The 12,374-nt window shown below is 74.2% G+C and carries 11 protein-coding genes; 3 read left to right on the top strand and 8 right to left on the bottom strand.

Annotated features, from left to right (window positions below; translation table 11 throughout):
* Nucleotides 1–105: 105 nt before the first annotated feature.
* Nucleotides 106–468: a Rieske (2Fe-2S) protein gene (locus ACI792_RS17775; RefSeq protein ID WP_456603769.1), complete on the top strand. Its 363-nt coding sequence runs from the start codon at nucleotides 106–108 to the stop codon at nucleotides 466–468.
* Between the two features lie 78 nt (nucleotides 469–546).
* Here the strand turns inward: ACI792_RS17775 and ACI792_RS17770 are convergent, their stop codons facing one another.
* The 8 genes from ACI792_RS17770 to ACI792_RS17735 all read right to left on the bottom strand — a co-directional run bounded on the left by ACI792_RS17770 (nucleotide 547) and on the right by ACI792_RS17735 (nucleotide 10,364).
* Nucleotides 547–1,719, bottom strand: a complete 1,173-nt coding sequence (locus ACI792_RS17770; protein WP_456603768.1) for an ABC transporter ATP-binding protein — start codon at nucleotides 1,717–1,719, stop codon at nucleotides 547–549.
* On the bottom strand, nucleotides 1,716–2,756 hold the full coding sequence (locus ACI792_RS17765; RefSeq protein WP_456603767.1) for an ABC transporter ATP-binding protein: 1,041 nt from the start codon (nucleotides 2,754–2,756) through the stop codon (nucleotides 1,716–1,718). The genes ACI792_RS17770 and ACI792_RS17765 overlap by 4 nt, the downstream gene beginning before the upstream one ends.
* Nucleotides 2,753–3,694 (bottom strand): ABC transporter permease, encoded by a 942-nt coding sequence (locus ACI792_RS17760; protein WP_456603766.1) that lies wholly within the window; start codon nucleotides 3,692–3,694, stop codon nucleotides 2,753–2,755. Before ACI792_RS17760 ends, ACI792_RS17765 begins: the two co-directional genes overlap by 4 nt.
* Nucleotides 3,695–3,725: 31 nt before the next feature.
* Entirely contained in the window at nucleotides 3,726–4,730 is a 1,005-nt protein-coding gene (locus tag ACI792_RS17755) for an ABC transporter permease (RefSeq protein WP_456603765.1), read from the bottom strand.
* A 103-nt stretch (nucleotides 4,731–4,833) separates the two neighbouring features.
* Nucleotides 4,834–6,543, bottom strand: coding sequence for an ABC transporter substrate-binding protein (locus ACI792_RS17750; protein WP_456603764.1), 1,710 nt, complete (start codon nucleotides 6,541–6,543; stop codon nucleotides 4,834–4,836).
* Nucleotides 6,544–6,856: 313 nt separating this feature from the next.
* Nucleotides 6,857–7,456, bottom strand: coding sequence for a recombination mediator RecR (gene recR / locus ACI792_RS17745; RefSeq protein WP_456603763.1), 600 nt, complete (start codon nucleotides 7,454–7,456; stop codon nucleotides 6,857–6,859).
* A gap of 44 nt (nucleotides 7,457–7,500) precedes the next feature.
* Entirely contained in the window at nucleotides 7,501–7,839 is a 339-nt protein-coding gene (locus ACI792_RS17740) for a YbaB/EbfC family nucleoid-associated protein (RefSeq protein ID WP_166533398.1), read from the bottom strand.
* Between the two features lie 134 nt (nucleotides 7,840–7,973).
* Nucleotides 7,974–10,364: a DNA polymerase III subunit gamma and tau gene (locus tag ACI792_RS17735; RefSeq protein ID WP_456603762.1), complete on the bottom strand. Its 2,391-nt coding sequence runs from the start codon at nucleotides 10,362–10,364 to the stop codon at nucleotides 7,974–7,976.
* Between the two features lie 193 nt (nucleotides 10,365–10,557).
* Between ACI792_RS17735 and ACI792_RS17730 the strand changes: the two genes are divergently transcribed.
* A complete protein-coding gene (locus ACI792_RS17730; RefSeq protein ID WP_456603761.1) occupies nucleotides 10,558–11,085 on the top strand; it encodes a SigE family RNA polymerase sigma factor in 528 nt (175 codons plus the stop codon).
* Nucleotides 11,082–12,239 (top strand): hypothetical protein, encoded by a 1,158-nt coding sequence (locus ACI792_RS17725; protein WP_456603760.1) that lies wholly within the window; start codon nucleotides 11,082–11,084, stop codon nucleotides 12,237–12,239. Before ACI792_RS17730 ends, ACI792_RS17725 begins: the two co-directional genes overlap by 4 nt.
* The last annotated feature ends 135 nt before the right edge of the window (nucleotides 12,240–12,374 follow it).

Raw genomic sequence — 12,374 nt, 5'->3', positions numbered from 1 at the left:
CGGCGGACGTCGGTCGGCAGAACCCTACCGACGGCGGAGGGGTCCGGCCCGGCCGCGGTGGGTAGGGCGGTCGCGCCGCCGAACGCCGTCCGCGAGGAGACCCGCGTGCCCGAGCCCGACTCGATCCCCGCCGCCGACCTGCCGCCGCGGGCGGTCCGCCCCGTCGGCGGCTGGGCCGTGGGCAACCGGGGGGACGACCGGTACTTCGCCGTCTCCCGCCGGTGCCGCCACCAGCTGGCCGACCTCGCCGACGGCAGCGTGGACGCCGACGGGTGCCTGGTCTGCCCGTGGCACCAGAGCCGGTACGACGTGCGCACCGGGGAGATGGTCGACGGGCCCCGCGGGTTCCTGGGCTACCACGGGCCGACGCCCGGCTACAGCGGCCTGGTCCGGCTGCTGGGCAGCATCGCCCGGCTACGCGTCCGCCGGGCGGTCCGCCGCGGCGACGACGTCGTCCTGACCGACTGAGGCATAGGAGGCTCTACCTGCGTTCCCGGGCCCGGAGACGCATGCACAGCTTCCTGCGCCCCGGAAGGGGCGAGGCGGTCAGCCCTGCTCCTGCCGCGGCAGGGGCTCGTCGCGACCGAGGAACGGGGTCGGGTCGTCGTCCCCGGTGCGCCCGCCCGTGTCCGGCCCGGTGGCCGCACCCGCGTGCAGCACCTCCTCGGGGGGCCGCGGCCGCAGCACGCCGTCGCGGATCTCCTCGGCCCAGTGGCAGCTGACCAGCCGCCCCGGGCCCAGCTCCCGGAGCACCGGCACCTCGTCGTCGCAGCGCGTCTCCTGCCGCCAGGGGCAGCGGGTGTGGAACCGGCAGCCGCTCGGCGGGTCGGCCGGCGAGGGCAGGTCGCCGGCCAGCAGGATCCGCTCCCGCTGCTCCTCGATCTCCGGGTCGGGCACGGGGACGGCGCTCATCAACGCCCGGGTGTAGGGGTGCAACGGCTGCTCGTAGAGGTCGTCGGCCGGCGCCTGCTCCACCAGCGAGCCCAGGTACATGACGCCGACGACGTCGCTGATGTGCCGGACGACGGCGAGGTCGTGCGCGATGACCAGGTAGGTGAGCCCCAGCCGCTCCTGCAGCTCCTCGAGCAGGTTGAGCACCTGGGCCTGCACCGAGACGTCCAGCGCGGAGACCGGCTCGTCGGCGATCAGCAGGTCCGGCTCCAGGGCGACGGCGCGGGCGATGCCGATGCGCTGCCGCTGGCCGCCGGAGAACTCGTGCGGGTACCGGCGCAGCGCCGCCGAGGGCAGCCCGACGGCGTCCAGCAGGCCGCGGATCTTCTCCGCGATCCCGGCCTTGCCCCCGGCGAGCCCGTGGGCGTGGAGCGGCTCGGAGAGCAGCGACTCCACGTTCTGCCGCGGGTCCAGGCTGCCGAGCGGGTCCTGGAACACCATCTGCATCCGCTGGCGCATCCGGCGGAGCGGCTCGCCCGTGAGCGCGGCGACGTCGGTGCCGTCGAACAGCACCCGGCCGGAGGTCGGCTCCTCCAGCCGCAGGATGGCGCGGCCCAGCGTCGACTTGCCGCAGCCGGACTCCCCCACCAGCCCGTAGGTGGCGCCGCGCTGCACGGTGAGCGAGACGCCGTCCACGGCCTGGACGTGGCCGACCGTGCGGTCGAAGAAGAGCCCCTTCCGGATCGGGAAGTGGACCTTGAGGTCCTCCACCCGGAGGAGGTCCTCCTGGCCGGTGGCCGGGGTGCCGGCGGTCGGGGCGGCGGTCATCGGGCGGCTCCGGAGGCGGTGGCGCCCGACGGCGCGGACGGGTGCTCGATCGGGTGGCGGCAGCGCAGCTCCCGGCCAGGGCCGTCCGGCACCAGCGGCACCGTACTGCCCGACACCTCGGTGAGGCAGTCGTCCTGGGCGTTGTCGCAGCGCGGCGCGAAGGCGCACCCCTCCGACCACGGGATGGCGTCGCGGGCCGAGCCGCGGATGGGCGTGAGCGGCGCGCCGCGGGCGGAGTCCAGCCGGGGAACCGACGCCAGCAGCCCGCCGGTGTAGGGCTGGCGGGGGCGGGCGAACAGGTCCCGCCGGTCCGCGGTCTCGATGATCTTCCCGGCGTACATGACGTGCACCCGGTCGCAGAGCCCGGCGACGACGCCGAGGTCGTGCGTGATCATCACCAGCGCCGTCCCCGAGTCGACGACGAGCTCGCGCAGCAGTTCGAGGATCTGCGCCTGGATGGTGACGTCGAGCGCCGTCGTCGGCTCGTCGGCGATGAGCAGCCGCGGCGCGCAGGCCAGCGCCATCGCGATCAGCGCCCGCTGCCGCATCCCGCCGGAGAGCTGGTGGGGGTACTCCTTGAGCCGGCGTCCGGGGTCGGGGATGCCGACCCGGTCGAGCAGCCGGACCGCCTCGTCCCTGGCCTCGGCCTTGCTCATGTCGCGGTGCTCCAGCAGCACCTCGGTGACCTGCGTGCCGATCGGCACGGTCGGGTTCAGCGAGGAGAGCGGGTCCTGGAAGACCATGCCCATGTCGGCGCCGCGCAGCCCGCGCAGCACGTGGTCGGGGGCGTCGACGAGGTCGTTCCCGTCGAAGCGGACCGAGCCGGTCACCTCGACCCCGCGCCGGGGCAGCAGTCCCATGATCGCCAGGGAGGTGACCGACTTGCCGCAGCCGGACTCCCCCACCAGGCCGATCGTCTCCCCGGGCGCCACCGAGAAGCTGACGCCGTCGACGGCGAGGGTCGGCTGCTCGCCGCGGCGGGTGAACCGGACGGCGAGGTCCTCCACCTCGAGCACCGGTGCCTGCAGGGGGCTCACCTCCGGAACTTCGGGTCGAGGGCCTCGCGCAGCCGCTCCCCGAGCAGCGTGAAGCCGAGCGCGACGACGATGATGCACAGCGCCGGCCAGACCGCGAGCGCCGGGCGGATGGACAGGAAGTCCTGGGCGTTGGCCAGCATGGCGCCCCACTCGGGGCGGGCGATGTCGGGATCACCCAGGCCGAGGTAGGACAGCGCCGCGGCCTCGATGATCGCCGTCGCCAGGGACAGGGTCGCCTGGACGATGACGGGCGAGAGGGAGTTGGGCAGCACGTGCCCGAACACGATCCGGCTCTTCTTCACACCCAGTGCCCGCGCCGCGAGGGCGTAGTCGCTGCCGCGCTGGGCGAGCATCGAGCCGCGCAGCAGCCGGGCGAAGATCGGCACCTGGACGACCGCGATCGCGATCATCAGCGCGTACTGGTTCTGCCCCAGCAGCACCGAGATGGTGATCGCCATGAGCAGGCCCGGGATGGACAGGAGGATGTCGACGAAGCGCATGACCGCGGTGTCGACCCAGCCACCGAAGGCGCCGGCCAGCACGCCCAGGGCCATCCCGGCCACCAGGCCGAGCACGGTGGACACCACACCGATCATCAGCGACTGCCGCGAGCCGTAGATCAGGCGGGAGAGCAGGTCGCGGCCGAGGTTGTCCACGCCGAGGGGGAAGCCCTCCTGCGACCCGGGGATGGTGCCGGGTCGGATCTCCGACAGCAGGTACTGGGTGACCGGGTCCTTCGGCGCCAGCAGCGGCGCGAACGCCGCCACGACCAGGAAGACCAGCACGATGACCGCGCCGGTGATCGCCACCGGGTCCCGGCGCAGCCGGCGGAAGGCGCTGCGGGTCAGCGACAGCCCGGCATCGCCCTCGGGCAGCTGGCCGGCCCGGGCCGCGAGGGCGTCGATGCGCTGGCGCTTGTAGTCCCCGAGCGCCGTCACCGCTCCGCCCCCCGGTCCGGATCCGCGAGCGTCATCGGACCCTCACCCTCGGGTCGAGCAGGCCGTAGGAGATGTCGACCAGCAGGTTCACCAGCACGTACACGATCGCCAGCATGAGGATGAAGCCCTGCAGCACGGCGAAGTCCCGGAGCCTGATCGCGTCGTACAGCGTCGAGCCGACCCCGCCGAACGCGAAGACCGTCTCGGTGAGCACGGCCCCGGACAGCAGCAGGCCCGTCTGCAGGCCGATGGTCGTCGAGACGGGCAGCAGCGCGTTGCGGACGATGTGCCGGCGGCGCACCGTCGCCATCGCCAGCCCCTTGGCGTTCGCCGTCCGCACGTAGTCCTCGTTGACCACGTCGAGCACCGAGGCCCGGGTGATCCGGACGATGATCGCCAGCGGGATCGTGCCCAGGGCGATGGCCGGCAGCACCAGGTGCATCAGGGCGTCCCAGGCGGCGTCCCACTCGCGGGTGAGCAGGCCGTCCAGGACGTAGAAGTTGGTGATCCGCGTGGCGTCGATGCGCACGTCCTGGCGCCCCGACCCGGGCAGCCAGCCCAGCTCGACGGCGAACAGCAGCCGGAGCAGGTAGGCGAGGAAGAAGACCGGGATCGCGACGCCGATGAGCGACCCCACCACGGAGGCGGAGTCGAGGAACGTGCCGTGCCGGCGCGCGGCCAGGTAGCCCAGCGGGATGCCGACGCCGATGGCGAAGACCATCGCCAGGAGGGTCAGCTCGATGGTGCCGGGGAAGCGCTCGAGGAAGACGTCGGTGACCGGCCGCCCGTACTGGGTGGAGTTGCCGAAGTCGAGCTGGACGGCGCGGCCCAGGAAGCGGAAGTACTGGACGTAGAGCGGCTCGTCCAGGCCGAACAGCTCGTTGTACTGGGCGATGGCCTCGGGCGTGGCGCGTTCACCGAGGGCCGCCTGGGCGGGCCCTCCCGGCAGCGCGCGCAGCCAGGCGAAGAGCAGGACGGAGAGCCCCAGCAGGATCGGGATCAGCTGGAGGAGCCGCCGGACGATGAAGCGGAGCACGTGCTCGGACCAGCCTTTCCGGAGAGCGCTGTCCTGTACCGGACCGTCGACCGCGCCGGCGGTGGCGTCGCTGCCACCGCCGGCGCGGTCGAGGTGGGACGGGCTACTCCTCCAGGGAGACCGTCGAGAAGTCCTCGGCGGTCAGCGGGCTCGGCTCCAGCCCCTGGACGTTGTCGGCCACGACGAGCGCCGGCGGGGAGTGCGAGATCGGGACCGCCGGGAGGTACTCCTTGATCAGGCGGTTGGCCTCCTGGTACAGCTCGGTCCGGTTCGCCGGGTCGGGCTCGGCGTCGGCCTCGGCCAGCGCCTGGAAGATCTCCGGGGCGCTGAACGCGCCGAACTCCGCGGACGCCTGGTTGTTCTGGTCCTCGGCGAAGAAGGTGCCGATGAAGTTGTAGGCGTCGTTGTAGTCACCGGTCCAGCCGAGCAGGTGGATGTCGGCCTGCCCCGCCTGCACCGCCTGCAGGTAGTCCGGGTTCCACTGCAGCGCGACCGGCTCGATGTTCAGGCCGACCTCGCGCAGGTCCTCGGCGATCACCTGGAACATCGCGGCCGGGTCCGGCAGGTACGGCCGGCTGACGTCGGTCGGGTAGTAGAACCGCAGGGTGGTGCCGGTGGCGCCGGCCTCCTCCAGCAGCTGGCGGGCCCGCTCCGGGTCGTACTCGTAGGTCGGCACGTCCTCGGCCCAGCCGTCGACCGTCGGCGGCATGAAGTTCGTCGCCACCTCGGCGCCCTCGGGGAGCAGCGAGTTCACGATGGTCTCGCGGTCGATCGCGTGCGCGATGGCCTGCCGGACGCGCGGGTCCTGCAGCGCGGGGTTGGCCTGCGTGCCCTCGACGTTCCCGCCGTTGAAGCCCAGGTACAGGATGTTGAACGGGTCGCGGACGAGGACCTGGAAGCCCTCGCTCTCGAGGGTGTCGTAGTCGGCGGGCGAGACGAAGTCGTAGCCGTCGATCGTGCCGGCCTGCAGCTCCTGCCGGCGGGTGTTCCCCTCGGGGATGGTGCGGAAGATGATCTCGTCGAGCAGGGCCGGCTCGCCCCAGTAGTCCTCGTTGCGGACGATGGTGACCTCACCGTTGCCGCGGTCCCAGCTGTCGAACTTGAAGGGGCCCGTGCCGGTCGGGTGCTCGAGGGCGTACTCGGTGTAGGTGATCGCGTCCTCGGAGCCCGACAGGTTGTCGGCGTCGTACTCCTGCAGGGCCGTCGGGCTCTGGATGGAGAACGCCGGCAGCGACAGCGCGGCGGGGATCTTGCTGGTCACCTGGTTGAACGTGATGACCGCGGTGTTCTCGTCGACGGCCTCGCAGCCCTCGTAGATCCCGGGGTTGTCGCTGTTGGCGAAGCCGCCGAACACGGCCTGGTAGTAGTACGAGGCGCTCGGGCTCTGGGCCAGGCCCTCGAAGTTGTGCCAGCGGTCGAAGTTGAAGCACACCGCCTCGGCGTTGAAGTCCGTGCCGTCGTGGAACTGCACGCCCTCACGCAGGTTGAAGGTGTACTCCAGGCCGTCCTCGCTGACCTCCCAGTCCTCGGCCAGGGCCGGGACCAGCTCGGTCGTGCCCGGCTCGTTCGTGAGCAGCCCCTCGTGGATCTGGCGGGCGATCCGGAACGTCTCGCCGTCGCTGGCGAACGCCGGGTCGAACATGGCGGGGTCGCCGGCGGCGCCGAAGACCAGCGTGCCGCCGGACTGCGCTTCGCCCCCCTCGCCGCCGCCCTCGCCGGAGTCCCGGTCGCTGGAGGCGCAGGCCGAGAGTGTGACTGCGGTGAGCGCCGCCGCGGATGCGGCGAGCGCTCGGCTGGTACGACGACGTGTCATCGCGGAAGACCTGCCTCCTCGGCCACGGCGGGCCGGACGAGTTCCGGACGTGGAGCCTGCGGACGCGAAGGCGTCCACGGGCGCCTGTGGACCCTAGGCGGCGCCCGTCGCTCCACGGCAGGCCCGATCGTCCATCGAAACCAAGCCGTGACCTCAGCCACCGGCGGGGAGGCCGACGCGGTCACGCCGTGACGCCGCGGGACTCCGGCCCGTCGTCAGGCGGGCATCGAGCACCTTGGTGAGGTGCTGGAACGGCCCCGCTGCAGGGGCCCGCCGCGAGCTTGCGAGCGATGGGGGGCAGCGGGGTCCTTTGTCAGGCGTCGATGCGGCGGCGGCCCTCGAAGGCCCTGCCGAGGGTGACCTCGTCGGCGTACTCGAGGTCGCCACCCACCGGCAGACCGCTGGCCAGCCGGGACACGGCCAGCCCCATGGGCCCGACCAGGCGCGCGAGGTAGGCAGCCGTCGCCTCCCCCTCGAGGTTGGGGTCGGTGGCGATGATCAGCTCCTTGACCGCGCCGTCCATCAGCCGGGTCATGAGCTCCTTGACCCGCAGGTCGTCCGGGCCCACCCCGTCGATCGGGCTGATCGCGCCGCCGAGCACGTGGTAGCGGCCGCGGAACTCCCGGGTGCGCTCGATGGCGACGACGTCCTTGGGCTCCTCGACGACGCAGAGCACGTCCTCGGCCCGGCGCGGGTCGCGGCAGATGCGGCACTGCTCGGCCTCGGCGACGTTGTAGCAGGTCACGCAGAAGCGGACCGACTCCTGGACGCGCGTCAGCGCCGCCACCAGGCGGCTGACGTCGGCGGACTCGGACGACAGCAGGTGGAACGCGATGCGCTGGGCGCTCTTGGGCCCCACGCCGGGCAGGCGACCGAGCTCGTCGATCAGGTCCTGGACGGCACCCTCGTACACGGTGCTCCTCGGGTGTGCGAAGTGGATCGGGCGGGTGCGCCCGATCAGAGGCCGGGCAGCCCCAGGCCGCCGCCCAGGCCACCGGCGAGCGGCCCCATCCGGCTGGCGGTCAGCTCGTCCGCCGCGCGCTTGGCGTCCCGGACGGCGGCGACGACGAGGTCCTGCAGGGTCTCCAGGTCGTCGGGGTCGACGGCGTCCGGCGCGATGGTGAGCGCGGTGAGGTCGCCGTCGCCGGTCATCGTCGCCGAGACCAGCCCGCCACCGGCGGTGCCCGTGACCTCGGTGGCCGCCAGCTCCTGCTGGGCGGCGGCGAGCTGCTGCTGCATCTGCTGCGCCTGCTTCATGAGCTGCGACAGGTCGGGCTGCTGGCCTCCGGGGAACATGCCACGAGAGTAGGCCGCGGGTGCGACAGGTGAGGGCGCGCCGCCCCGGGTGCTGCCTGCGTCGAGTTGCCGGCCCCGCCCCCTGCAGGGATCCGACGCGGGCCTGCGAGCGGCGGGGAGCAGGGGGGCCTTCGTCAGCTGTCGACCGGGCGGGCGCCCAGCTGCGCCCGCAGCAGCTGCAGCGCCGCCTGCTCCTGGTCGACGGCGGGTGCGGCCTCCCGGCCGTCCCCGTCCGCCCCCTCCGTGGCGCGCTCGGCCATGAGCTCGCGCGCCTCGGCCGCCTCCGCCGCCCGGGCCGCCTCGCGGGCGGCCTCCGGTGCGGCGTTCCGGGCGCCGGGGGTGGCGGGCCCGGCACCGTCGACGACGGCGTCGATGCGCCAGCGGACCCCGAGCAGCTCGTTGAGCGCCTCGCGGAGGACGTCCTTGTTCAGGTCGTCCCCCAGCCGGCGGGCCAGCGCCGGGGACGAGGTCGACAGCGTGAGCACGCCCGCCGAGAGCTGGTGGACCTGGGCGTTCTTCAGCAGGGCCTCGGTGGTGCGCTTGTGCTTCTTGACGATCGCGAGCAGCTCGGGCCACACCCGGCGGACGTCGGTCGTGGTCAGCTCGCCGTCACCGGCCGGCTCCGGGTTGGCCGACACCACGGGCGTCGGCTCGCCGCCGCGCGGGGCGGGCGAGGACTCGGCGGCGGCGCGGGGCGGGGACGCCGGAGGCCGTGGCTGCTCCACCCGTGCGGCGGCGGCCCGGGCGGCGGCCGGCTGCGCGGGGTGCGGCCAGTCCTCGTCGTCGGTGGGCTCGGGCGGCAGCGGGATGTCCGGCTCCTCCGCCGTCACCCGGGGACGAGGGGTGGGCGGGTCGGCGGCGGGCGGTGCTGCCGGCGCGGGCGGTGCTGCCGGCCGGGGGCGGCTGCCCGGCTCGGCGGTCTCGGGCCAGTCGGCGGTCGCCGCGGGACGCGGTGCCCCGCCGCCTGGGCGCGCGGTCTCGGGCCAGCCGTCGGCCGCCGGCGCCGGGGTCGACGGCGCGGGGGTCGCCGGCGCGGGGGCCGACGGCGCCGGGGTCGAGGACGCGGCGCCGGCCGGCAGCGGTGCCGGAGCCGATCGTGCGGGGGCTGCCGGTGCCGGCGCGGCGGCTGCGGGGGACGCGGGCGCGGACGTGGGGGGCGCGGCGGCGGCCGGCGGTCGGGTGTCCGGGCGCGCGACCGCCTGCTCCGCCTGCGACCGGCGGACGAACTCCCGCTTGGGACCCGACGGCGTGGGCTGGCCCGCGTCGGGGCCCGCGGCCGGGGTGGCGTCGGCCGGGGCGGCGTCGACCCGGACGGTCTCGCGGTGGCCGATCTCCTCCCGCGGCCGGCCGGCGTGCTCGCCGGCGATCGACATCCGGCGCTCGAGCCGCTCCAGGCGTTGCAGGGTCGCGGCCGCCGACCCGTCGGTGGCCGGCAGCAGCATCCGGGCGCAGACGAGCTCGAGCAGCAGCCGGGGCGCCGTCGTCCCCCGCATCTCGGTGAGCCCCTCGTGCACGGTGTCGGCCATCCGCGAGAGCGTCGCCGAGCCCAGCGCCTGCGCCTGCTGGTTCATCAGGTCCAGCCGGTCGGGCGGGCAGTCGAGCAGGCCGTTGCCCCCCGCGTCGGGGACGGCGTCGAGCACGATCAGGTCGCGCAGCCGGTCGAGCAGGTCGGTGGCGAAGCGGCGGGGGTCGTGCCCGGCCTCCACCACGCGGTCGACGGCGCGGAAGACGCCCGGCGCGTCGTGCGCGGCCAGCGCGTCGATGGTCTCGTCGAGCAGGGCGTCGTCGGTGACGCCGAGCAGCCCGACGGCGGTCCTGTAGGTGACGCCCTCCGGCCCGGCGCCGGCCAGCAGCTGGTCCAGGATCGACAGCGAGTCGCGGACGGAGCCACCGCCGGCCCGCACGACCAGGGGGAAGACCGTCGGCTCGACCTGCACGCCCTCGGCGGCGCAGGTCTTCTCCAGCAGGGTGCGCAGCGTCGTGGGCGGCACCAGCCGGAACGGGTAGTGGTGGGTGCGCGACCGGATGGTGGGCAGCACCTTCTCCGGCTCCGTCGTCGCGAAGACGAAGACCAGGAACTCCGGCGGCTCCTCGACCACCTTGAGCAGGGCGTTGAAGCCCTGCGTCGTCACCATGTGCGCCTCGTCGACGATGTAGACCTTGTAGCGACTGCTCACCGGCGCGAAGAACGCCCGCTCGCGCAGGTCGCGCGCGTCGTCGACGCCACCGTGGCTGGCCGCGTCGATCTCGATGACGTCGAGCGAGCCCGGCCCGTCGGGGGCGAGCGCCACGCAGGAGCCGCAGACGCCGCACGGCGTGGACGTCGGCCCCTGCTCGCAGTTCAGCGAGCGGGCCAGGATCCGCGCCGAGGACGTCTTGCCGCAGCCGCGCGGACCGCTGAAGAGGTAGGCGTGGTTGATCCGGCCGCCGTCGACCGCGTTCACCAGCGGCGCGGTGACGTGCTCCTGCCCGACCACCTCGGCGAAGGTCGCCGGGCGGTACTTCCGGTAGAGCGCCAGTGCCACGGACGCAGGTTACGCGGCGGGACCGACACCACCGACGAAGCGCCGGGCGGGCCCCCGCGCGGCCGGGCGGACGTCCCCGGCCCGCTGCGGTCGGCGGTGCCGACCGGCTGTTATGAGACCGATACATACCGGTATGGGGCGGGACCGGTTCCTCGGGGCGTCCTCCTGACGAGACCTACCTCCGGAGGAGCGAGTGACCGAACACAGGGACGCGGAGTTCACCGACTTCGTGGCCGACCACGGCGGGCCGCTGCTGCGCACGGCCTGCCTCGTCACCGGGGACGCCCACCTCGGTGAGGACCTGCTCCAGACCGCTCTGGCCAAGGCCTACGGGTCCTGGGACAAGGTCCGCCAGGCCGACCACCGGGTCGCCTACGTGCGCCGGCTGATGATCAACGCGCATCTGAGCTGGCTGCGCCGCCTGACCAACACCGAGCGGGTCCTCGAGACCTTCCCCGACGTCGGCGGCGGCGACCCGCAGAGCGCGCACGCCGAGACCGACGAGATGCGCCAGGCGCTCCTCCGCCTGTCGCCACGGGTCCGCACCGCCGTCGTCCTCCGGTACTTCGAGGACCTCACGGAGGCGGAGACCGCACAGCTCATGGGCTGCTCGCGCAGCACCGTCAACAACCACGTCGCCAAGGGACTGAGCACGCTGCGCGGTCTGCTCGATCCCCGCACGGACGACGACCTCACGCCCGCGTCGGGGAGGCACCAGTGAACGACCACGAGACCACCGTCCTCCGTTCCCGCTTGACCGCGCTGGCCGACGACATGACGCCACCGCTCGACGTCGTGGGTCTCGTGCGGGACGCGAGCCTCCGGCACCGGCGGAAGCGCCGCGGCCGCCTGGCCCTCCTCGCCGTCACCACCGCGACCGCCGCGGTGGCGGCCGGAACCGTGGTCGCGGTCGACGCGCTGACCGCGGACCGCGGGCAGGAGGTGGCGCGACCGACGCCGGTCCGGACGTCCACCCCGCCCCCGCCGGTCTCCGCCACTCCCGCGGCGGAGCCGACCGCGCCGGTCACGGGCTGGGAGATCCGCACGTTCGAGGGCGTCACCTTCGAGGTCCCGCCCGGCGCGCGTGCGGCCGACACCATCGACCCGGGACCCGCCCCCTCCTTGTTCGACGGCCCGTCCCTGACCTGGAACGGCCCACGCCTGGGCGGTGACGTGTACGCCGAGGTGCAGATCACGCAGATCGAGACCTACGAGGGTGGCCTGTACCCCGCCGATGGTGGCGACTGGTTCACGGTCGCGGGCGCCGACGCCGCCTACGGCGGTGTCGACGCAGCCAGCCGGAGCGACGGCGCCGGCGCCGAGGTCGCGACGACGTCGGTCTGGCTGTACCTCCTGGACGGGGACCGGCAGTTCCGGGTCTCCGCCCTCCTCCCCGGCGGGGACACCGGTGTGCAGATGGCCGAGCGCGTCGTCGCCTCGCTCGCCGTCACCCCGGCCGCCGTGGAGGAGGACCCGGGCGGCGCCCACCAGCCCTCGACGGCGTGGGAGAGCCGCACCGTCCAGGACATCACCTTCTCGGTCCCGCCGGGGTCCAGTGCCCCCGAACACCGGACCGACTCGACGCTCATCTGGTACGGCCCGCAGGTGGACGGCCAGGCGACGTTCCTCACGCTGGACGTGACCCCTCTGCTCCCGGGCCAGTCGGTGGGCGACGGGTACGCCCGGACGACGGTCCCCGGCACGCAGGAGGCCTGGGTGATGACCGACCTCGGCACCATGAACCCCGGCATCGCGACGTTCACGGTCTGGATGCACGACGGCCGTCGGAGCATCAGTCTCGGGGGGACCCTCCCCCTCGGTCCCGGCAGCGAGGAGACGATGCGACGGGTCGTGGAGTCGGTCGTCGTGGGCTGATCGCCGAGGCTCCCGGTCGTGGGGGGGGGGGGGGGGGGGGGGGGGGGGGGGGGGGGGGGGGGGGGGGGGGGGGGGGGGGGGGGGGGGGGGGGGGGGGGGGGGGGGGGGGGGGGGGGGGGGGGGGGGGGGGGGGGG

Source organism: Blastococcus sp. SYSU DS0669 (assembly GCF_054050895.1).
The sequence above is the reverse complement of the archived record's forward strand: the minus strand, read 5'-3'. Positions and strand labels throughout refer to the sequence as shown.